Source organism: Streptomyces gobitricini (assembly GCF_039532985.1).
In the GTDB taxonomy this organism is placed as follows: Bacteria; Actinomycetota; Actinomycetes; order Streptomycetales; family Streptomycetaceae; genus Streptomyces; species Streptomyces gobitricini.
The window spans coordinates 104,459-125,550 of record NZ_BAAASR010000014.1; the positions used below are offsets into that span (position 1 = coordinate 104,459).

General features: G+C 73.8%; 18 protein-coding genes and 1 riboswitch. Of the genes, 9 read left to right on the top strand and 9 right to left on the bottom strand.

The annotated features are described in order from the left end of the window. Positions 1 to 102: 102 nt before the first annotated feature. Together trpD and ABD347_RS11975 are read left to right on the top strand one after the other, a co-directional pair. Positions 103 to 1,194, top strand: coding sequence for an anthranilate phosphoribosyltransferase (gene trpD / locus ABD347_RS11970; RefSeq protein ID WP_344360018.1), 1,092 nt, complete (start codon positions 103 to 105; stop codon positions 1,192 to 1,194). A 269-nt stretch (positions 1,195 to 1,463) separates the two neighbouring features. Then, positions 1,464 to 1,581, top strand: a riboswitch (SAM riboswitch). A 162-nt stretch (positions 1,582 to 1,743) separates the two neighbouring features. Then, the gene (locus ABD347_RS11975; protein WP_344360020.1) at positions 1,744 to 3,102 is read left to right on the top strand and encodes an aminotransferase class V-fold PLP-dependent enzyme; all 1,359 of its coding nucleotides are present in this window, start codon (positions 1,744 to 1,746) and stop codon (positions 3,100 to 3,102) included. Positions 3,103 to 3,159: 57 nt separating this feature from the next. Here the strand turns inward: ABD347_RS11975 and ABD347_RS11980 are convergent, their stop codons facing one another. The 7 genes from ABD347_RS11980 to ABD347_RS12010 form a co-directional block, all read right to left on the bottom strand. Then, positions 3,160 to 4,437 carry a glycerate kinase family protein gene (locus ABD347_RS11980; protein WP_344360022.1) on the bottom strand — a complete coding sequence of 426 codons (1,278 nt, stop codon included), beginning with the start codon at positions 4,435 to 4,437 and terminating at the stop codon, positions 3,160 to 3,162. Further along, complete coding sequence (locus ABD347_RS11985) at positions 4,434 to 5,864, bottom strand: SLC13 family permease (RefSeq protein WP_344360024.1); 1,431 nt, start codon at positions 5,862 to 5,864, stop codon at positions 4,434 to 4,436. Before ABD347_RS11985 ends, ABD347_RS11980 begins: the two co-directional genes overlap by 4 nt. Before the next feature lie 74 nt (positions 5,865 to 5,938). After that, the gene (locus tag ABD347_RS11990; protein ID WP_344360026.1) at positions 5,939 to 6,598 is read right to left on the bottom strand and encodes a response regulator transcription factor; all 660 of its coding nucleotides are present in this window, start codon (positions 6,596 to 6,598) and stop codon (positions 5,939 to 5,941) included. After that, the gene (locus ABD347_RS11995) at positions 6,595 to 8,079 is read right to left on the bottom strand and encodes a sensor histidine kinase (RefSeq protein ID WP_344360027.1); all 1,485 of its coding nucleotides are present in this window, start codon (positions 8,077 to 8,079) and stop codon (positions 6,595 to 6,597) included. The genes ABD347_RS11990 and ABD347_RS11995 overlap by 4 nt, the downstream gene beginning before the upstream one ends. Continuing rightward, positions 8,042 to 8,500 carry a hypothetical protein gene (locus tag ABD347_RS12000; RefSeq protein ID WP_344360029.1) on the bottom strand — a complete coding sequence of 153 codons (459 nt, stop codon included), beginning with the start codon at positions 8,498 to 8,500 and terminating at the stop codon, positions 8,042 to 8,044. The genes ABD347_RS11995 and ABD347_RS12000 overlap by 38 nt, the downstream gene beginning before the upstream one ends. Before the next feature lie 246 nt (positions 8,501 to 8,746). Continuing rightward, positions 8,747 to 9,028, bottom strand: a complete 282-nt coding sequence (locus ABD347_RS12005; RefSeq protein WP_344360031.1) for an Lrp/AsnC family transcriptional regulator — start codon at positions 9,026 to 9,028, stop codon at positions 8,747 to 8,749. After that, complete coding sequence (locus ABD347_RS12010) at positions 9,025 to 9,723, bottom strand: rhomboid family intramembrane serine protease (RefSeq protein WP_344360033.1); 699 nt, start codon at positions 9,721 to 9,723, stop codon at positions 9,025 to 9,027. Before ABD347_RS12010 ends, ABD347_RS12005 begins: the two co-directional genes overlap by 4 nt. Positions 9,724 to 9,874: 151 nt before the next feature. Between ABD347_RS12010 and ABD347_RS12015 the strand changes: the two genes are divergently transcribed. From ABD347_RS12015 to ABD347_RS12035, 5 genes are all read left to right on the top strand, one after another. Continuing rightward, the gene (locus ABD347_RS12015; RefSeq protein WP_344360034.1) at positions 9,875 to 10,117 is read left to right on the top strand and encodes a hypothetical protein; all 243 of its coding nucleotides are present in this window, start codon (positions 9,875 to 9,877) and stop codon (positions 10,115 to 10,117) included. Positions 10,118 to 10,170: 53 nt separating this feature from the next. After that, positions 10,171 to 11,535 (top strand): NYN domain-containing protein, encoded by a 1,365-nt coding sequence (locus ABD347_RS12020; RefSeq protein ID WP_344360036.1) that lies wholly within the window; start codon positions 10,171 to 10,173, stop codon positions 11,533 to 11,535. Positions 11,536 to 11,851: 316 nt separating this feature from the next. Then, positions 11,852 to 12,877, top strand: a complete 1,026-nt coding sequence (locus ABD347_RS12025) for a C40 family peptidase (RefSeq protein ID WP_344360038.1) — start codon at positions 11,852 to 11,854, stop codon at positions 12,875 to 12,877. Positions 12,878 to 13,131: 254 nt separating this feature from the next. Further along, positions 13,132 to 14,166 (top strand): C40 family peptidase, encoded by a 1,035-nt coding sequence (locus ABD347_RS12030; protein WP_344360040.1) that lies wholly within the window; start codon positions 13,132 to 13,134, stop codon positions 14,164 to 14,166. A 28-nt stretch (positions 14,167 to 14,194) separates the two neighbouring features. Next, positions 14,195 to 15,316: a hypothetical protein gene (locus ABD347_RS12035; protein ID WP_344360042.1), complete on the top strand. Its 1,122-nt coding sequence runs from the start codon at positions 14,195 to 14,197 to the stop codon at positions 15,314 to 15,316. Here ABD347_RS12035 and ABD347_RS12040 read toward each other — a convergent pair. Continuing rightward, positions 15,273 to 16,562, bottom strand: coding sequence for a glycosyltransferase 87 family protein (locus tag ABD347_RS12040; RefSeq protein WP_344360043.1), 1,290 nt, complete (start codon positions 16,560 to 16,562; stop codon positions 15,273 to 15,275). The genes ABD347_RS12035 and ABD347_RS12040 overlap by 44 nt on opposite strands. A gap of 100 nt (positions 16,563 to 16,662) precedes the next feature. Between ABD347_RS12040 and ABD347_RS12045 the strand changes: the two genes are divergently transcribed. Continuing rightward, positions 16,663 to 17,805 (top strand): glycosyltransferase family 4 protein, encoded by a 1,143-nt coding sequence (locus ABD347_RS12045; RefSeq protein WP_344360045.1) that lies wholly within the window; start codon positions 16,663 to 16,665, stop codon positions 17,803 to 17,805. 448 nt (positions 17,806 to 18,253) lie between these two features. Here the strand turns inward: ABD347_RS12045 and ABD347_RS12050 are convergent, their stop codons facing one another. Beyond that, on the bottom strand, positions 18,254 to 20,050 hold the full coding sequence (locus ABD347_RS12050) for an AMP-dependent synthetase/ligase (protein ID WP_344360047.1): 1,797 nt from the start codon (positions 20,048 to 20,050) through the stop codon (positions 18,254 to 18,256). A 266-nt stretch (positions 20,051 to 20,316) separates the two neighbouring features. Between ABD347_RS12050 and ABD347_RS12055 the strand changes: the two genes are divergently transcribed. Then, complete coding sequence (locus ABD347_RS12055) at positions 20,317 to 21,084, top strand: metallophosphoesterase family protein (RefSeq protein ID WP_344360049.1); 768 nt, start codon at positions 20,317 to 20,319, stop codon at positions 21,082 to 21,084. Positions 21,085 to 21,092 lie beyond the last annotated feature (8 nt).

The window sequence follows — 21,092 nt, forward strand, 5'->3', positions numbered from 1 at the left end:
TCCATTCGCTGGACGGGGCTCTTTGCCGTGCCCGGGGATGGATAGGGTGGTGGTCATCCCTGTACGCCCCGTACGCCCCGCGCGCAGACACCAGGAGCGACCATGAGCGCAGTGAGCCCCGCTGGGGGAGGTGCCCCCAGCGAAGCGAGGGGGAGCGACACCGCGGCGGGCCGCTCGTGGCCCGGCGTCCTGAACGCCCTGCTGGAAGGGCGCGACCAGAGTGCCGACGACACGGCGTGGGCGATGGACCGCATCATGCGGGGAGCGGCCACCGACGCCCAGATCGCCGGCTTCGCGGTCGCCCTTCGCGCCAAGGGCGAGACGGTCGAGGAGATCACCGGCCTGGTCCGCGCCATGTACGCGCACGCCAACCTCATCGACGTGCCCGGCCCGTCCGTCGACCTCGTCGGCACCGGCGGTGACGGCGCCAAGACCGTCAACATCTCCACCATGGCCGCGATCGTGGTCGCCGGTACCGGCGCCAAGGTCGTCAAGCACGGCAACCGCGCCGCCTCCTCCGCCTCCGGTTCCTCGGACGTGCTGGAGAAGCTGGGCGTCAATCTGGACCTGACGCCCCGGCGGGTCGCCGAGGTCGCCGAGGAGGCCGGTATCACGTTCTGCTTCGCCGTGAAGTTCCACCCGGCGCTGCGGCACGTGGCGGCGGCCCGCAAGGAACTCGGCATCCGCACGACGTTCAACTTCCTCGGCCCGCTCACCAACCCGGCGCGGGTCAATGCCCAGGCGACCGGCGTCGCCGACGCCCGGATGGCCCCCATCATGGCCGGGGTGCTCGCCGAGCGAGGCTCCTCCGCGCTGGTGTTCCGCGGCGACGACGGGCTGGACGAGCTGACCACCACGGCGACCTCGAAGGTGTGGGTCGTCCGGGACGGCGCGGTGCGCGAGGAGACGTTCGACCCGAGGGACGTGGGCATCGACCTCGTACCCGTCGAGGCCCTGCGCGGCGCGGACGCCTCGTACAACGCGGACGTGGCCAGGCGGCTGCTGGCCGGCGAGACCGGTCCCGTACGGGACGCGGTGCTGCTCAACGCGGCGGCGGCGCTGGTCGCGCTGGAGCCGTCGGACGCCCCGCTGGCCGAGCGGATCCGGGCGGGCATCGCCCGGGCGGCCGAATCGGTCGACTCCGGTGCGGCGCGCGCGACGCTGGACCGCTGGGTGGCGGCGAGCAACGCGTAACGCCTCTCCGGCGCCTGATCACCCGTACGACGGCGCCCGTCGCGAGGCGGGCCGCCGCCGGGACCGGCCGGCCGGTGCGGGCCGCGACGCGGCGCCGGCCGTGCGCCCCTGGGCGGGGGTGCGGGCGGCGACCCGGCGCCCGGCGTGGGTGGCACCGGCGCGGTTGGCTCCGGCGCGGGTGGCACCGGGCGGACCGGCCGTCCTCCGGGGTGTCCCGTCATCCGGACACGGGTTGCGCGCGGGCGATCACGTGGCTTAACTTCTCGGCAGGTCATGAGTGACAGCGACTACGGCCCCGGCCCGCTGTCCGGCAACCCTCCGTCCGTGGCGGGGTGCCCCGGGTGAAGACCAGGCCGCGGGCGGCGAAGTCCGCGGCAAGCGCGGACCCCTGCACACCCTGGGGTCCTGGTCCTCAAGGGAGCGGTCTCGTGAGCAAGCGAATGCGATAGGGCGTATCCGCCCCTTCCTCGGTACCCCCTTTCCCCTCCGCCGCGCCGCACCCCTGTGCGCCGACGCGGTGAGTTCGCCTGCCCTGTACGGGAGTTCGCCATGTCTGTCATCACCGTTGCCGCCGGCCAGTCCGTTTGTTCCCCGCTGCCCGTTCTGGGGCGGGATGTCACCGTGCCGCTCGTCACCGGCGGCGAGGTCACCTACGCGGCGCTCGACTACGCCGCGAGCGCGCCGGCCCTCCAGCGGGTGTGGGACGACGTGGCCGCGTACGCGCCGTACTACGGCAGCGTGCACCGGGGCGCCGGGTATCTGTCACAGCTCTCCACCGACCTGTTCGAGAACAGCCGCGCCGCGGTGGCCGAGTTCCTCGACTGCCGGGAGGGTGACCAGGTCGTCTTCACCCGGTCGACCACCGACTCGCTGAACCTGCTGGCGACCGCGCTGCCCGCCGGCTGCCAGGTCTTCGTCTTCGAGACCGAGCACCACGCGTCGCTGCTGCCCTGGCAGGACGCCCGGGTCACCTACCTCGACGCGCCCCGCACACCCGGGCAGGCGGTCGAGGCCCTGGAGCGGGCCCTCGCGGACCGCGACCCCTATGGCCCCGCGCTGGTGTGCGTCACCGGCGCCTCCAACGTGACCGGCGAACTGTGGCCGGTGCGGGAACTGGCCGCCGCCGCGCACGCCCACGGCGCCCGCATCGTCCTGGACGCCGCGCAACTGGCGCCACACCACCCGGTCTCCGTACGCGACCTGGACGTCGACTGGGTGGCGTTCTCCGGGCACAAGCTGTACGCCCCGTTCGGCTCCGGCGTCCTCGCCGGGCGGGCCGACTGGCTGCGTGACGCCGCGCCGTACCTGGCCGGCGGCGGCGCGTCCCGTAAGGTCGCGCGGCGCGCCGACGGCGGGGTGGACGTCGAGTGGCACACCACCGCCGCCCGCCACGAGGCCGGTTCGCCGAACGTCATCGGCGCGTACGCCATCGCCTCCGCCTGCAAGGCGCTCACCGAAGCCGGGTTCGACGGCCTGGTCGCCCGCGAGCGGCACCTCATCGGCACCGTGCGCGCGGGACTCGCCGAGGTGCCCGAGGTCCGGGTGCTGTCGCTCTTCGGCGACGAGGCCCCGCGCGTCGGCGTCATCTCCTTCGTCGTCCGCGGCTGGAACAGCTCGCACTTCGCGGCGGCCCTTTCGGCCGAGTACGGCATCGGCGTCCGCGACGGGCTGTTCTGCGCCCACCCGCTGGTGCGCACCCTGCTGGGCGGCGACCCGCAGGACGCCGGCGAGTGCGGCGCGCCGGACGGCGGCACTACGTCCCTCAACGCCATCCGGGTCAGCTTCGGGGCGGGGACGCCGGACGAGCACGTCGACCGGTTCGTCCGGGCCGTGAAGGAGCTCGTACGGGACGGGGCGCGCTGGAACTACCGTACGGAGGACGGGCGTTGTGTGCCCGACCGCGGCTAGCACCCGTCCGCGGCGCACGGCCGGGTCGGCCAACGGCCCGCCGCGGCGCGGCTGATGTCACTCCGGGGCGTGTGAGCGCACGGCGGAGGAGGGAGCCATGGCGGAGCCGTGCCGGCCGACGACGACGCCACCGGGGGCGGCCCCTCTGGGGGAGCGCGTACCGGGGCACGCCGGCCCGGCCGGGCCCCGCGGGCGGGCCCTGAGCCGGGTGCCCACCAGGACGGTGCGCAGCGCCCGCTCCGCGGCGTCCGCCAGCAGCCCGGCGGCACGGTCCAGCGCCTCCGGCAGCGGCAGGGGGCCGGGCGCGATCGACTCGTAGGCGTCGAGCCCCGCCTCCCCGGCGCCCTCGCCCAGGGTGCCCGCCAGCGCCAGCACCGGCACGCCCGCCTCCCGGGCACGCCGCGCCACCTCACCCGGCACCTTGCCCCGCACGGTCTGGGCGTCCAGGGCGCCCTCGCCGGTGATCACCAGGTCGGCGCGGCCCAGCCGGGCGCCCAGGTCCAGCCCGTCGAGGAGCACCTCGAAGCGCGGGAGCAGCCGGCCCCCCACCGCGGCGAGCCCCGCGCCCAGCCCGCCCGACGCCCCGGTGCCCGGCGCCGTCCGCAGGTCGACGCCCGGGGCGAACGCCCCCGTCAGCGCGTCCGCCCAGTGCTCCAGGGCCGCCGACAGCTCCTCGCACTGCGCCGGTGCCGCCCCCTTCTGCGGGCCGAACACCCGGGCCACGCCCCGTTCCCCGCACAGCACGTTGTACGGGTTGCACGCCACCAGCAGCTCGGCGTCCGCCAGCCGCGGGTCGATCCCCCGCGTATCGACGGCCGCGAGCCGGGTCAGCGACGAGCCGCCGTGGGGGAGTTCGGCCCCCGAGGCGTCGAGGAGCCGGACGCCCAGCGCCTGGAGGGCGCCCGCGCCGCCGTCCGAGGTGCCCGAGTCGCCGCACCCGACCAGGACGCGCCGGGCGCCCGCGTCGAGGGCCGCGCGGATCAGCTCGCCGACGCCGTAGGTGGTCGTGGCGCCGGGATCGCGGCGGCCCGGCGGTACCAGGGCGAGCCCGGCGACGGCGGCCATCTCCACGACCGCCGAACCGTCCCCGAGGAGCGCGAAACGACTCTCCACCGGATCGCCCAGCGGGCCGGTCGCGGTGTACGGGACGAGCCGGCCGCCCGTCGCGGCGGCCAGCGCCTCCGCCGTGCCCTCACCTCCGTCGACCAGCGGGATCAGGTCCAGCTCGGCGTCCGGCAGGACCCGCAGCACTCCCTCGGCGATGGCCTCGGCGGCCTCCCGCGCCGACAGGGACTCCTTGAAGCCGCTCGGGGCGACGGCGACGCGATAGCTCATCGGGGGGACTCCAGGAGGACGGGCACGCCGAACAGCGGCCAGACGGTCAGGGCGAAGAGCAGGACCAGGCCCGCCGTGAGCGGGGCGAGCACCGCCGAAAGCCGCAACAGGTCGCGCGGGGTGTAGGTGGGCACCCCGTCGGGGACGTCGGAGAAGAGCGCGACGGGCTTCGCCGACGCGGGCAGTGTGTGGCAGAACCCGGCCGCGGCGGTCGAGGCGAGCGCGGCGGCGACCGGGTTGACCCCCGCCGCGGACGCCGCCACGACCACCAGCGGGACGAGTACCGAGGAGCGGGCCGAGCGGGACTGGAGGACCAGGTGCGCCGCCGTGCTGACGACCACGACGACGGTGAGGAACAGCCACGGCGGCGCGTCCACCGGCAGGCCCGCCACCAGCCACCCCGCCGCGCCCGAGTCGGCGAGCGCCACGCCCATCGCCATCGTCGCCGCCATGAACAGCAGCAGCGGCCACGGCACGGTCCGCAGACCGTCCTTGAGCCGTACCGTCCCCAGCGCCGGTGACGCGGCCACCACCGCGCCGATCAGCGCCACCACGGCCGGGGACACCCGGTGCAGCGGCTCACTGCACCACAGCACCACCACCGTGGCCAGCAGCAGCGCACAGCGCGACTCGGCGAGGGAGAGCGGTCCCGTGACGGGGGTGGGGGAGTGCGCCGCGATGGCGGCCGGGGTGACGCGCACCGGGGTACGCCGGTCCTCGCGCGAGGTGGTGGTGAGCAGGACGGCCTCGGCGGCCAGGTGGGACGACACGACCGCGAGCGGCATGCCGAGCAGCAGCCACTCCACGAACCCCAGCCGCTGCCCGGTGTGTTCCCACAGCACGCCGACGGTGATCAGATGGGCCCCGGCGCCGATCAGCGTGGCGACGGCGGACAGCAGCACCACCGTGGGGAACAGCAGCGCCAGCATGACCACCAGCCGCCTCCGGTCCACCAGCACCTTGGCCAGGGTGAGGAACACGGGCAGCGCGAGCGCGGCCCGCCCCGAGGTCGCCGGGACGGCGAACGAGGTGACGACGAGCGCGGTCGTGGACAGGTGGACCAGCTGGCGGACCGTACGGGCGCCGCTGACCAGGAAGGCCGCCGCCCGCCCCGCCAGGCCCGTCCGGGTGACCGCGGCGGCCAGGACGAAGGCGCAGATCAGCAGCCAGATGGTCTCGTCGCCGAGGGTGGCGAAGAGGGTCTCGCTGCTGATCACGCCCGTCGCGGTGAGCGCGAGCCCGGCGCCCAGCGCGATGTACGTGTCGTCGGCGGGGGTCGCGATCCAGGCGACGGTGGCGAGCACGAAGACGGCGAGGGTGAGACGCGCGTCGGCGCCGAGACCGGGGAACAGGGCCGGCATGGCCAGCAGCGTGCACAGTCCGAGCCCGCCGCCGACCCATGCCGCCCGGCTGGGGGTGAGGGTCACGATGATCAGTCTCGGTACGCGCCGTGAGCCCTCAATGAGCGCTTTGTTAAGGGAATTTCATGAAACGGGGCGCTTTACGGCATCCGGTAGCCCATTCCGCGCACCGTCTCCAGCCGCCGCGCGCCCAGCTTCTTCCGCAGCGCCCGGACGTACACGTCCACGATGTTCGAGCCGGGATCGAAGTCGTACCCCCATACGTGGGACAGGATCTGCTCCCGTGACAGGACCTGGCCCGGGTGGCGCAGGAACAGCTCCAGCAGCACGAACTCACGGGCCGTCAGGTCTACGGTCCGGCTCTCCGCGCGGGCGCGGCGGGTGCGCAGGTCCAGGCTGAGGTCACCGCTGCGCAGCACCGTCACCTCGGGCGCGCGTGCCGCGGTGCGCAGCCGGAGCCGTACCCGCGCCAGCAGTTCCTCGAAGCGGAACGGCTTGGTCATCCAGTCGTCGGCGCCGCCCTCCAGGCCGGCCACCGTGTCCCGTACCGAGTCGCGCGCGGTCAGCACGATCACCGGCAGCGTCACGCGCGCCTCGCGCAGCTCCCGCAGCACGGTGAACCCGTCCCTGCCGGGCAGCCCGATGTCGAGCACCATCAGGTCGAAGCTCCCGGTGACGGCGTAACCGAGGGCGGCGTCCCCGTCCGCGGCCACCGTGGTGGTGAAGGCGTTGGCGCGCAGGCCCTTCTCGACGAAGGAGGCGATCCGCTCCTCGTCCTCGGCGATCAGGATCCGGTTCACTCGTCCTCCCCCGGTACCGTTGCGTCCTCCGGCACAAGCACTTCCTCCAGTACGAGTACGAAGGTGGCGCCGCCCCCTTCGGTCGGCCGCAGCTCCACCCGGCCGCGGTGACCCTCGGCGATGGCCTTGACGATGGAGAGCCCGAGCCCGGCGCCGCCGCCCGCGCGGGTGCCCCGGCGGGCCGTGCCGCGGTGGAACCGTTCGAAGATCACGGCGGCGTCCTCCGCCCGCACGCCGGGGCCGGTGTCGGCGACGTACAGCTCGATCCGGCCGTCCACCTCGCGCGAGCCGATCCCTATCCGCTGGCCCGGGACGGTGTGCTGGACGGCGTTCTGCGCCAGCTGGACCATCGCCTGGGTGATGCGCTGCGGGTCCAGCTCGGCCTCCCGGTCGGCGACGCCGTCCAGGACCCACTCGCGCGCCCCCAGCGCCCGGGCCTTCACGAACACGTCGGCGGTCAGCTCGCCCAACTGGACCGGCTCGGGTGTGACGAAGTCGGGGCGCTCGGCCTTGGCGAGCAGGAGCAGGTCCTCCACGATCCGGCTCATCCGGTCCAGTTCGTCGGTGACCAGCCGGACCGTCTCCGCCTGCTCGGCCGGGTCGTCGCCCATCAGCTCCAGATGGCCGCGCACGATCGTGATGGGCGTCCGCAGCTCGTGGCCGGCGTCGTCGACGAACTGGCGCTGGGCGGCGAACGCCCGCTCCAGCCGGTCCAGCATCGCGTTGAACGTCTCGGCGAGCAGGGCGATGTCGTCGCGGCCCCGCACCGGGATGCGGCGGGTCAGGTCCTGCTCGGTGAGCTGGGCGGCGGCCCGGCGGACCAGGCGCACGGGGGCGAGGATGCGGCCGGCGACGGCCCAGCCGATGCCGGTGGTCAGCAGCAGCGCCACCCCCGAGATGGCGAGCTGGGTACGGAACGCCTCGGCGGCGATGGCCTGTTCGTCGGCGGCGTGGAACGCGACCACGAACGCCCCGGGCGGGGCGTGCCCCGCCGGGTTGATGGGCACCTTGGCCCACCGCACCTCGCCCTGCGGGCGGTCCAGGGTGCCCGAGCGGGCGGGGGAGCCGAAAATCCGGGCGAGCGCGTCCCGGTCGCGGTGGAGGGCGGCTCCGGTGGTGTCGCGGGGCTGGCGGAGTACGGAGGGGACGCCGCCCGCGCCGCGGGTGAGGCCGAGCAGTTCCTCGTCGGGGTCGGAGTACTGGCGCTGGAGGAACACCTCCAGCAGGCGGCGCGGTTCGGTGAACCCGGCGCCGGTGCCGGGGTCCACGCCCTGGTCGACGAAGTTGGCGAACTCGCGGGTCTCCTGGGTGAGCAACTGGCTGATCCGGTGGTCGACGTCACGCAGGAGGATGGAGCGGGTCGTCATGGCGACCGCGACCAGCGCCACGGCCATCACCAGCAGCAGCCACAGCAGGATCCGTACACGGGCGGAGACGCGGCGGTCAGTTGTCGTCACCGAAGTCGTCACCGCTGTCGTCATCGTCGTCGTCCCCCACGGTGGCCGGCGGTCCCGGCACCACGGTGTCGGTGGGCGTGGTCCGGGTGGGCGGGGCGCCGCCACCGGGCGGGCGGCCCGGCGTGCCGGTGGGGGGCACGACCGGTACGGGAACGCCGGTGGGGGTCGAGGCCGGTACGGGAACGCCGGTGGGCGTACTCCTCGGGCCGGGGCCCGGCGTCCCGCCCGGCTGCGTGCCCGGCCCCCGGGGCGGCTCCGTACCCGGTCCGGTGCCCGTGGCCGCGCTCGCCCCGGTCCCGGCCGGCCGGGGCGGGGTGCCCAGCTCCACCTCGGGCGGCACCCTGGGCGCCTCGGGCGTATCGGTCAGCATGTGGCTGGTCGCGGCGATGCCGAGCGGGACGGCGACGACCGCGGCGAGCGTCGCCATGCGATGGGTGAAGGCCATGCCCCCATCCTGGGCGTGGGCCGGGCGCGCCCGAATGAGCGCCGGATGAAGGCTTCTTCATGAAGGGCGGGAGCACCCTCGCGGGCGCCGGACGCGCAAGGGCGGGCGTGACGCCCGGAAGCGGCCTGCGCGGCACGGGTCCGTCGCCCCGGGCACCGCGTGCGTTTCCGCGCCGAGACGTCATCCGTCCGGGTGGTGCCCGGTCCGGTGCCGGAGGCCACGGTCGCGTGGCCCCGCCCTGGGGCCCTACGCGTCGAGGCCGATCGCGAACGCGGCTTCCAGGTCGTGCTGGGAGTAGGTACGGAACGCCACGTGGGTGTCCGTCGCCTCGACGCCCGGGATCTTGCTGATCCGGCCGGGGATGACGTCCGCCAGGTCGTCGTGCCGGGCCACCCGGACCATCGCGACGAGGTCGTACGTACCCGTGACGGAGAAGACCTCGCTGACGCTGTCCAGCGCGGCGATCGACTCGGCGATCTCGGGGATGCGGTCCACGCTGGTCTTGATGAGCACGATCGCGGTGATCACGGCTGTCCTTCTCCCTCGGTGGCCGCTGGGTGGGCCTTCACTCTAGCCCCCCGGCCGAACCGCACCCACGCGTAGAGGAAGCCCAGGCAGAAGCCGATCACGTGCGCCAGGTACGCCACCCCCGGGCCGCTGTCCGCGCCGCGCGCGGCCAGCCACTGCAGGACGAACCAGAAGATCAGCACGATCCAGGCCGGGAACCGCAGCGGCAGGAAGAAGAGGAACGGGAAGAGGCTGGTGACCCGCGTGGTGGGGAAGAGGTGGAGGAAGGCGCCGAGCACCCCCGAGATCGCCCCCGACGCCCCCACCAGGGTCTGGTCGGAGTCGGCGTGCGCCACCGCGTATCCGAACAGGGCGAGGCAGCCGCAGCCCGCGTAGAAGAGGGCGAACTCCAGGTGGCCCATCCGTTCCTCGGTCATCGCCCCGAACACGTACAGGAAGAGCATGTTGCCCAGCAGGTGCAGCCAACTGCCGCTGACGAACAGGGCGGTCAGCGGGGTGAGCAGGACGTCCGCGGAGCCGCTCAGCAACTCGGCGGGGACGATGCCCCAGCGGCGGAAGTACGAGCTCTGCGCGGCCAGCAGCGCGTCGCCCGTGCCGTAGGACGGGTTCAGCCCGGACACCGGGCTGATCAGGAAGATCAGGAAACAGGCGCCGATCACGGCGTACGTCACGGTGGGCCCGCGCCAAGCGATCATGGACAGATCATGACGTAAACGGAGGGAGCGGGACAGGGTGCCTCGCCGCGCCACGGGGTACCCGCGAGGCCGTAGGGTTACGGGACGCACACCCGCAGTCCGACGGCGCACCGCGGCTCCCGCACCCGGCACGATGGAAGAGGACGGAACGATGACGACGGTTCCCCTGCCGACCGCGACGACCCGCTGGCGCTGCGCACTCTGCGGCAATCTGACGCGTTTCGACGTCACCCGGTCGTCCAAGGTCGTGGAGTACGTCCATCTGGACCTCGCGGGCGAGCCCACGGTGGAGGAGCGCGAGGTGGTCAGTGAGACCATCGAGTCGATCCGCTGCCGTTGGTGCAACGCGGTGGACCGAATCGAGCTGGTGGACAGGCCGGGCACCGCTTCCTGAGGGACCGGGAGCGGCCGGCAGGCCAAGACGTACGGGTAGTGGGGTGACGAATCGTGGAGCAGCCCGACAGCGGTGCCGAGCCGGCCGGTGCGGCCGGTGAAGCCGCCGAGGCGCTCGACCGCCCGCTGCCCGACGGGGTGCGGCGCCGGGTCGTCGCCCTTGTCTCGGACGCATTCGGCGGCCTGACGGTCGCGGAGCTGCCCGCTCAGCTGCGCCAGTACGCCCGCTTCACCCCGTCACGGCGGGCCAAGTTCGCGGGCAACGCGATGGCGGCCGCCCTGGAGGGCGACCCGGTGTTCCGCCAGCGCATCGGCGAGCGCCTCAAGGAGGGGCAGCCGGAGCTGGCCCGCGCGGTCGAGTCCGGCGCGCCCCCGGCCGCCGCCGACCCCGTGGACGTCGCCGCGACGGCGTACGTGCTGCGCCCCACCGGCTGGGTCAAGCTGGTCGCCGCCGCCGGCGAGGAGGCCCAGCGGGCCGACGCCGAGCGGGCCGACGAGGCCGGCCGGCGGGAACTGGAGCGGCTCCGCGCCGAACTCGCCGAGGCCCGCGCGCAGACCAAGGCCGAGACCGAGCGTCTGCGCACCGAGCTGGACGCGGCGCGCAGGGAAGCGGAATCGCTTCAGCGCAAGCTGCGCAGCGCCCAGAGCGACGTGAAGCGCGGCGAGGCGGCCCTGCGCCGCAGCCAGGCCGACATCGACGTCGTCCGTGCCGAGGCGGCCGCCCAGGTCTCCGCGGCGGAGAGCGAGACGCGGCGCCTCAAGGCCCGCCTCGGGGAGGCGGAGGCCGCTCTGGAGGCCAGCCGCCGAGCCACTCGCGAGGGCCGCTCCGTGGAGGACATGCGGCTGCGGCTGCTGCTGGACACCGTCCTGGAGTCGGCCCAGGGGCTCCGCCGCGAGCTGGCCCTGCCGCCCGTGTCCGTCCATCCCGCCGACACCGTCGACGCGGTGGAGCCGGGCCGGATGTCGCCCAAGGACATCGCGGCCCGGGCCCTGTCCGAGACCGACCCGGCGCTCCTGGACCAACTGCTGGCGCTGCCGCAGGCGCATCTGGTGGTGGACGGCTACAACGTGACCAAGACCGGCTACCCGACCATGCCGCTGGAGAAGCAGCGGCTGCGGCTGCTCGGCGGCCTGTCGGCGCTGGCCGCCCGGACGGGCGCCGAGGTCACCTGTGTCTTCGACGGCGCCGACCTGGCCGCTCCCGTGCTGCTCGCGCCGCCGCGCGGGGTACGGGTGCTGTTCTCCAAGCCGGGGGTCACGGCCGACGAGCTGATCCGCCAGCTGGTGCGGGCGGAGCCCCCGGGGCGGCCGGTCGTGGTGGTCTCCACCGACCGCGAGGTCGCCGACGGCGTCGCCAAGTCCGGCGCCCGGCCCGTCGCGTCCGCCTTGTTGCTCAAGCGGCTTTCGCGCGTCTCTTAGCGCCGGCAACTCCTGGGCGGTATGCCCGATTTCGGGAAACGTACCGTCAAGACCCCATGACGCACCGTGGGTCCACGGTAAAGAAAGTGTCGCCTGAGCGAGATTTTTCGCATGAGGATTTGAACTGATCACAAGATGGTCACTAGGGTCTGGCCACGAACCTCCGCGCAGTTGATCACTCATCGGGAGTGACAGCGGAGGAACCGCCTAATTCCGTGCTGTTCGGCCTGTTTCGCGGGGGAGCCGGATCACGTACGGAGCCGGGGCCCGACCCACAGCCCGGCAGGCGGCGCAGAGGAAGAAGGAGCTCGCCTCCGTGGCGTCCCACCGTCGTCCCAAGCAGCCGAGCCGCGCCCGCGTGACCGTGCTCACCGCAACCGCCGCCGCTGCCGTCGCCCTGTCCTCCCAGGCAGCTCAGGCAGACCCCCGGCCGAGCAAGAACGAGGTCAAGGCCAAGGTCGACAAGCTCCACCACGAGGCCGAGGTCGCCACCGAGCAGTTCAACCTCGCCGACGAGCAGCGCGGCAAGCTCCAGAAGGAGGTCGACGCTCTCCAGGACAAGGTCGCGCGCGGCCAGCAGGAGCTCAACGAACTGCGCAACGGCCTCGGTTCGGTCGCCACCGCCCAGTACCGCTCCGGTGGCATGGACCCCTCCCTCCAGCTCCTGCTCTCCTCCGACCCGGACAGCTACCTCGACAAGGCGTCCGCCGTCGACGCCATCAGCGCCAAGCAGGCCGACGCCCTGGAGACCATCCAGGCCAAGCAGCGCACCCTGGCGCAGCAGCGGGCCGAGGCGACCTCGAAGCTCGCCGGCCTCGAGGACGTGCGCAAGACCCTCGCCGAGAAGAAGAAGTCCTACCAGGCCAAACTGGCCGAGGCGCAGAAGCTCCTGAACACCATGACCGCCGAGGAGCGGGCGAAGATCCAGGAGGAGGAGCGGCGCGCCAGCCGCGCCGCCACCGAGCGCGTCGAACTCGGCAACGAGACCCCCGCCTCCAACCGCGGCGCCGCCGCACTCGCCGCCGCCGGCACCCAGGTCGGCAAGCCGTACGTCTCCGGCGCCGAGGGCCCCAACGCCTACGACTGCTCGGGCCTGACCCAGTGGGCCTACCGCCAGGCCGGCGTGAGCATCTCCCGCACCACGTACACCCAGCACAACGACGGTGTGAAGATCGGCCGCAGTCAGCTCAAGCCGGGTGACCTCGTCTTCTTCAGCAACCTGTCGCACGTGGGCCTGTACGCGGGCAACGGCCAGGTGCTGCACGCCCCCTACCCCGGCACCGTCGTGCGGTACGAGGCGATGGAGTACCTCGGCGACTTCCAGTTCGGCGTGCGCATCTGACGCCCGGACACGACTGACGCCCGGCACGTCTGACGCGCCCGGACCCCGCGCCCGATCGGGTGGTTTACCGCCCTCCAAGCTGACGCTCCGCCCCGCCGGTGACCTTGTGGTCTCGGGCGGGGCGCCGTTGTTCGACGCCCGTACGGTCGCTGGCCGCGGTGTGATCGCCCGGCTACTGTCTGGCGCGCAACAGCCCGCACAGCCGGTACGGCATCGGCCGAGCGGCCCCACGTCAGCGGAAGGGAGCGCGCTTCGTGGCGTCCCATCGCCGGTCCCCGTCGTCCTCGTCATCGGTGCTCTCCCGGAGCGCGAAGGTCACCGTCCTCTCCGCGGCGGCGGTCACCGCCGCCGCCTTCGGCGCCACCCCGGCGAGCGCCGACCCCGACACCTCGGAGCGGCTTACCGCCCGCGCCGAGGTCGACCGGCTCTACGAGCAGGCGGAGAAGGCGACCGAGAGCTTCAACGAGGCGGACGAGCGCGCCGGCCTGCTCCGCGAGCAGGTCTCCCGGGTACAGGACGGCGTGGCGCGGGGACAGGAGCGGATCAACCGGATGCGCGGCGCGCTCGGTGCCGTGGCGGGGGCCCAGTACCGGTCGGGCGGCATGGACCCCGCGCTCGCGTTGCTGCTCTCCGACGACCCGGACAGCTACCTCGACAAGGCCGCCACCCTCGACCGGATCAGCGAGCGGCAGGCGACCGCGCTCGCCGAACTCCGGCGCGCCCAGCGGGACCTGGCCCAGCAGCGCGCCGAGGCCGGCCGGCTCCTCACCGAACTGGAGCGCAGCCGCGCCGCCGTGGTCCTCCACAAGCGCACGGTCGAGCGGAAGCTCGCCGAGGCGCGCGCGCTGCTCAACTCCCTCCCCACCGAGGAGCGCGACGCCTTCGACCGCGCCTCCCGCTCCGGCCGCGACGACCTCCCGCTGCCAGGCGGCGAAGCCGTGTCGGGCCGGGCCGCCGCCGCGGTGGCCGCCGCCCGCTCCGCCATCGGCAAGCCGTACGTGTGGGGCGCCAACGGCCCCTCCGGCTTCGACTGCTCGGGCCTGATGCAGTGGTCCTACGCCCAGGCGGGCGTCGGCATCCCCCGCACCTCGCAGGCCCAGCGCGACGCGGGGCGGCACGTCCCGCTCGCCGAGGCACGCCCCGGCGACCTGGTGACCTACCGGGACGACGCCAGCCACGTCGCGATGTACATGGGCAACGGCCAGGTGGTGCACGCCCCCTACCCGGGCGCGCCGGTGCGCTACGACCCTGTGGGCATGATGCCCGTCTCGGCCGTCACCCGGGTCTGACGGCGGGCACGGCCGTAGGATCGGGAGGATGTGGGTCCGGAGACGTACGGCGGGGGCGGTGCTCGGCCTCTGCCTGCTCGTGGGCGGCTGTACGGCCCGGGCGCCGGAGCCTCCGCCCGACACGGCCCCCTTCCAGTCGGCGGCGGACCGGCGGGCGGCCGCGGTGCGGGCCGGGGAGCTGGCCGGCGTACCGCTCGGCTCCTGGTCGTACCGGGTGACGGAGGTCCGGTGGGACGGCGACGACCGGGCGACCGCACGGGCCGAGCTGAGCTACCGCGTCGCCGGGTACGACGACGGCGCGGTGACCGGTGAGCGGGCGCTCGTGCTCACACGGCGGGACGGGCGCTGGCACGTGACGTCCGACCGGGCCGCGCCGGGCGACGCCCCGCAGCTGTGGGAGCAGGGCGACGTCGACGTCGTACGGGGGAAGCGGAGCCTCGTCCTGGGCGTCGGGCAGGACGCCGCGCGGCTGCGGTCCGTCGCCGCGGCCGCCGACCGGGCGGTGCCCGCCGTGTCGGACGCCTGGCCCGAGGGCGGTGCGCGGCGCGTCGTGGTCCTCGTACCGGGCTCGGTCACGGCGATGGGCGCGCTGCTGGGGGAACCGGCGGCGGGGTACCGGGGGATCGCCGCGGTCACCACGGGCCGGGCCGGCGGCGGGCCCGACGCCCCGGCGGACCGGGTGATCGTCAACCCGGAGGCGTACGCGGAGCTCGGCGGGTTCGGACAGCGCTTCGTGCTCGCCCACGAGACGACCCACGTGGCCACCCGCGCGCACACCTCCGCGGCCACGCCGCTGTGGCTGTCGGAGGGCTTCGCCGACTGGGTCGCCCACCGCGGTACGCCCCACGCCCCCGCGCAGGCCGTGCCCGAGCTGCGTGACGCCGTCCGCGCGGGCGCCGTCCCGGCCGTCCTGCCGACGGACGGCGACTTCTCCTTCGCCTCCGACGCGGACGCCCTGGCCCGCGCGTACGGGGGCGGCTGGCTGGCCTGTGAGCTGATCGCCGACCGCTGGGGCGAGGCGAAGCTACGGGACTTCTACCGGGCGGCCGCCGCCGGCGGAGCGGAGCGCGCCCTGCGCGAGGTGCTCGCCACGACCCCTGAGGCGTTCACCGCGCAGTGGCGGCGTTATCTGCGGGAGCGGCTGGGGTGACGTCCTGCCGGCGCGGCCCGGCGGCCTGGACCGGTACCGTCGCGGGCTCACGCAGCCGCGGCTCGGTGACCGTCTGCCGCCACAGCTCACGGCACGCGATGAGCGTGGCGGCGACGAGCAGCCCGTTGCGTACGGTCAGCAGCACGATGCCCCACAGGTCGCTGTGCACGACGTGCGTGAACCAGATCGGGAACTCCAGCATCGTCACGCCCGTCGCCACCAGCACCATCTTCGCGGGACGGGCCATCCGGCTGGCACGGAACACCAGGCACACGGCCGCCAGCCCGACCAGCCAGATCATGTACTGGGGGCTGATCACCCTGCTCGTGGTGGTGAACAGCAGTACGGCCGCGAACGCCGCGTCGGCGAGTGTCGTCGTACCGAACTCGCGGGCCCGCAGCCGCCACACCAGGAGCCAGCCGAACGCGAGCACCGTCAGCGCGAGCGCGGCGGTGGAGACCACCGGCACGTACGGGCCGAGGAACTCCACCGACCCGTAGTTCAGCAGCACCCGCCCCTCCCAGCCGAAGTTCCGCGCCACGTGGAAGACGAGCGAGCCCAGCGACTCCACCTCGGTGCCCCGGTCCCGCTGGAACGTGAGGAACGCCAGCGCCCCGGGCATGGCCGCCGTGCAGGCCAGCAGCACCGCCGTCCCGGTGACCGCCGCGGCGGTCCAGGAGCGCCGGGTGACGCCGCCCCGCCGGGTGCCCGCCAGCAGCAGCGCCGGCCAGACCTTCAGCAGCGCGCCGAACCCGGCCAGCGCGCCCAGCACCCGGGGGTGGCGGACACCGGCCAGCAGTGCGGCGACCGCGACGGCGGTCACCATCAGGTCGTAACGGGCGTACGCCGTCGGGCCGAGCAGTGGAACACCCGCGACCCACACCCACGCGCCGGACAGGCACTTGCCGGGGCGCCGCCCCGCGTACAGCAGCAGGCCGAAGACGACCGCGTCACTGACGAACGCGAGGACGAAGAAGGCGGAGGCGTAGTCCAGGAAGGGCAGCAGTCCGGGGGAGAGGATGGCGAGCGCGGCGGCCGGCGGGTACTGCCAGGTGACGTCGTCCAGCGGGTACGTGCCGGTGCGCAGTACGTCGTACCAGCCCTGGTAGATCACCGAGACGTCGCTGGTGATGTCGGGCCCCGGCAGCACGAAGACCTTGAAGACGCAGAGCAACAGCAGCGCCCTGGTCAGAAGCCATATGCCGACGACTGGGAGGGGAAGCCGGTTGCCGCTGGGGCCCTTCATGCGAACCTCGTCCGGGTGGGTGGGCGGTCTGGGGGTCGTGGTGCCGGGCGGGACTGTGCGTGAGCGGTGGAGCGGCGCCGTTCGGTACTGTCGGCAGGCGATGCACAAGACCTTGATCGTAACCAACGACTTTCCGCCCAGACCCGGCGGGATCCAGGCGTTTCTGCACAACATGGCGCTCAGACTCGACCCCGGGCGGATCGTCGTCTACGCCTCCACGTGGAAGCGCGGCCGGGAGGGAACCGAGGCGACCGCCTTGTTCGACGCCGAACAGCCGTTCAAGGTTGTCCGGGACCCCACGACGATGTTGTTGCCCACACCACGGGTGACCACGCGGGCGGCCGGACTGCTGCGCGAGCACGGCTGCGAGTCGGTGTGGTTCGGCGCGGCGGCTCCGCTGGGGCTCATGGCGCCGGCGCTGCGCCGGGCCGGCGCCCGGCGGATCGTCGCCACGACCCACGGCCACGAGGCGGGATGGGCGCAGCTCCCGGGGTCGCGGCAGCTGCTGCGCCGCATCGGTGAGGGCACGGACACGATCACCTACCTCGGCGAGTACACGCGCTCGCGCATCGCGGCCGCGCTGACGCCCGGCGCGGCCGGACGGATGGTGCAGCTGCCTCCGGGGGTGGACGAGAAGACGTTCCACCCGGGGTCGGGCGGCGACGCCGTGCGGGAGCGGCTGGGCCTGGCAGGCCGGCCGGTCGTCGTGTGCGTCTCGCGGCTGGTCCCGCGCAAGGGGCAGGACACGCTGATCAGGGCCATGCCCGCGATCCTCGCGCGGGTGCCGGACGCGGTCCTGCTGATCGTCGGCGGCGGCCCGTACGAGAAGGACCTGCGCCGGCTCGCCGCGGAGACGGGCGTGGCGGAATCCGTACGGTTCACGGGCTCGGTGCCGTGGGAGGAGCTCCCGGCGCACTACGGGGCCGGTGACGTCTTCGCGATGCCGTGCCGCACCCGGCGGGGCGGGCTGGACGTCGAGGGTCTCGGCATCGTGTACCTGGAGGCCTCCGCGACGGGCCTCCCGGTCGTCGCGGGCGACTCCGGCGGCGCGCCGGACGCCGTGCTGGACGGGGAGACGGGCTGGGTGGTGCGGGGCGGGTCGCCGGCCGACTCCGCCGACCGGATCGTCACCCTGCTGGAGGACCCGGAGCTGCGGCGGCGGATGGGGGAGCGGGGCCGGGCGTGGGTCGAGGAGAAGTGGCGCTGGGACCTGTTGGCGGAGGAGCTGAAGCGGCTGCTGTGACGCCGGGCGGGGCGGCGGGCGGTGTGGCGGCCACCGCCGGCGGGCGTCCCGGCCCCCATCCGCGAAGCCGCCGTCGCCGCCGCTCGGCCACCGCCGGCACACCGATGACACCGGATCGCCGGGACGCGCGGGATGCCGGGGAGGCCCGGGCGGCCGCGAACCGCCGGTAGTGCCGGATCCCCGGGGACCTCCGGGGACGCCGGGCCCCCCGGGCGTCGCCGAACGGCACCGTCCACCGTTACCGCTTCTTCGCGGGGGCAGGACCTTCACCGGCGACTGGCGCGTACCACCCGCTGAGCGGCGGGCTCGGGCCCCGGTGGCCCCGGGGCGCTCCGGGCGTGGACGCGGCCGAGGGAGCCCTCGTCGCGGGCTCCCTCGGCCGAGTCCACCCGTTCGTGGCGGTCACGGCCCTGGCGAGCGGACCACCGCCCGGGCCGTCGCGGGACGCTCAGGCGCGGTAGATCGCCTCGATCTCGTCCGCGAAGTCCTTCGCCACCACGGTGCGCTTCAGCTTCAGCGACGGCGTGATGTGACCGGCCTCCTCCGTGAACTGGGAGGTCAGAACGCGGAACTTCCGCACCGACTCCGCCTTGGAGACCGCCGCGTTGCCGTCGTCCACGGCCCGCTGCACCTCCGCCAGCAGGTCCGGGTCCTCGCGCAGCGACGCCGCCGTCGAGCCGGCCGGCTTGCCGCGCTCGGCGGCCCAGCGGCCCAGGAACTCCTCGTCGATGGTGACGAGCGCGCCCACGAACGGGCGGCCGTCGCCGACCACCATGCACTCCGCGACCAGCGCGTGGCCGCGGATGCGGTCCTCGATCACCGCGGGGGCGACGTTCTTGCCGCCCGCGGTGACCAGGATCTCCTTCTTGCGGCCCGTGATGGCGAGGTAGCCGTCCTCGTCCAGCGTGCCGATGTCCCCGGTGTGGAACCAGCCGTCGGCCAGCGCCTCGGCGGTCGCCGTCTCGTTCTTCCAGTAGCCCGAGAAGACGTGCTCGCCGTGGATGAGCACCTCGCCGTCGTCCGCTATCCGCACCACGGAACCCGGCAGCGGCTGGCCCACAGTCCCGATCTTGGGGCGGTCGTACGGGTTGAACGCGGTCGCCGCGCACGTCTCCGTCAGGCCGTAGCCCTCCAGGACGGTGAGACCGATGCCCCGGTAGAAGTGGCCCAGCCGCTCGCCCAGCGGCGCCCCGCCGGAGACGGCCGCCTGGCAGCGCCCGCCCAGGACCGCGCGGAGCTTGCCGTAGACCAGCTTGTCGAAGACGAAGTGCTTCAGCTTCAGGCCCAGCGACGGGCCCTCGGGGCTGGACGTGGCGCGGCTGTACTCGATGGCCGTCTGCGCGGCCCTGTCGAAGATCTTGCCCTTGCCCTCCGCCTGCGCCTTGGCGCGCGCCGCGTTGTAGACCTTCTCGAAGACGCGCGGAACGCCCAGGATCAGCGTCGGCCTGAAGGCGGCCAGCTCGTCGGTGAGGTCCTTGATGTCCGGTACGCAGCCGAGGCGGATCGGCGCCAGGACGGAACCGACCTCGATGAGCCGCCCGAAGACGTGCGCGGCCGGGAGGAAGAGCAGCACCGAGCACTCGCCGGTGCGGAACAGCGGCTTGAGCCGCTCCACGACGTTGCCGCACTCGGCGAAGAAGTTGCGGTGGGTCAGGACGCAGCCCTTGGGGCGGCCCGTGGTGCCCGAGGTGTAGACGATCGTCGCGATGTCGTCCGCCTTGGCGGTCGACGTCGCCTCGTCGACGGTCTCGTCCGGAACGTCCGCCCCGGCGGCGGTCAGTTCCTCCACACCGCCCCGGTCCAGACGCCACACGTGCCGCAGCGCCGGGAGGTTCTCGCGCACGGACTCCACCGCGGCGGCGTGCGACCCGGTCTCCACGATCACCGCGACCGCGCCCGAGTCCCCCAGGATCCACTGCACCTGCTCGGCGGAGCTGGTCTCGTACACCGGCACCGTCACCGCGCCGACGCTCCAGATCGCGAAGTCCAGCTGCACCCACTCGTACCGGGTGCGGGAGATCAGGCCGACCCGGTCCCCCGGACGCACCCCCTTGGCGATGAGCCCCTTGGCGGCGGCACGGACCTCGGCGAGGAACCGGGTGGCGGTGACGTCCGTCCACGCGCCGTCCACCTTGCGGCCCATGACGGCGACGTCTGGGTGCTGAGCGGCATTGCGGCGGATGAGATCCGTCAGGTTGCCGTCCGTGGGGACCTCGTACAGGGCCGGAAGGCTGAACTCGCGCAAAACTGCTGCTCCTCATCGGGCGCCGGCGCCACGGCTCTGTGTGATGCACCGGTTGCGGTCCAAGATCGGGCAGGTGCTCGGTGGGGGCGAGCACGACTGGACTGCCCGGACGTTACCCACCAGTACGCGGTTCCCGATAGGGGCGTCGGCCAGATGTTCGCTGCGTCACACGTAAATGGCTGTACTTGACGCACAGTAGTCCACACCCGTCATGACTTGGAAGTAACCGCAGGTCCGACCCCCTATGGTGGGTTGCCATGCGAGGCATGAGGGTCAACGTGATCAGCGATGTGCACGGGAACGCCGAGGACCTGGCCAGGGCGGGAGACGGTGCCGACGCGCTGATATGTCTCGGTGACCTGGTGCTCTTCCTCGACTACCACGACCACTCACGCGGCATCTTCCCCGAGCTCTTCGGCATCGAGAACGCCGACCTGATCGTCGAACTGCGCACCGCCCGCCGCTTCGACGAGGCACGGCAGCTGGCCCGCCGCCTCTGGGCCGAGCTGGACATGGACCGCGAGACGGCCATCGAGGCCGCCGTGCGCCGGCAGTACGCCGCGTTGTTCGCGGCCTTCCCGACGCCGACCTACGCCACGTACGGCAACGTCGACATCCCCGGCCTCTGGCACGAGTACGCCGCCCCCGGCACCACCGTCCTGGACGGGCAGCGCATCGAGCTCGGCGGCCGGGTGTTCGGCTTCGTGGGCGGCGGGCTGCGCACCCCGATGCGTACGCCGTACGAGATCTCCGACGAGGAGTACGCGGCCAAGGTCGAGGCCCTGGGCGAGGTCGACGTGCTGTGCTCGCACATCCCGCCGGAGGTGCCGGACCTCACGTACGACACGGTGGCGCGCCGCTTCGAGCGCGGCAGCCGCGCCCTGCTCGACGCCATCCACCGCACCCGGCCCCGGTACGCGCTCTTCGGCCACGTCCACCAGCCGCTGACGCGGCGGATGCGGATCGGGCGGACCGAGTGCGTGAACGTGGGGCATTTCGCGTCGACGGGGCGGCCGTGGGCCCTGGAATGGTGAGGCCCGCC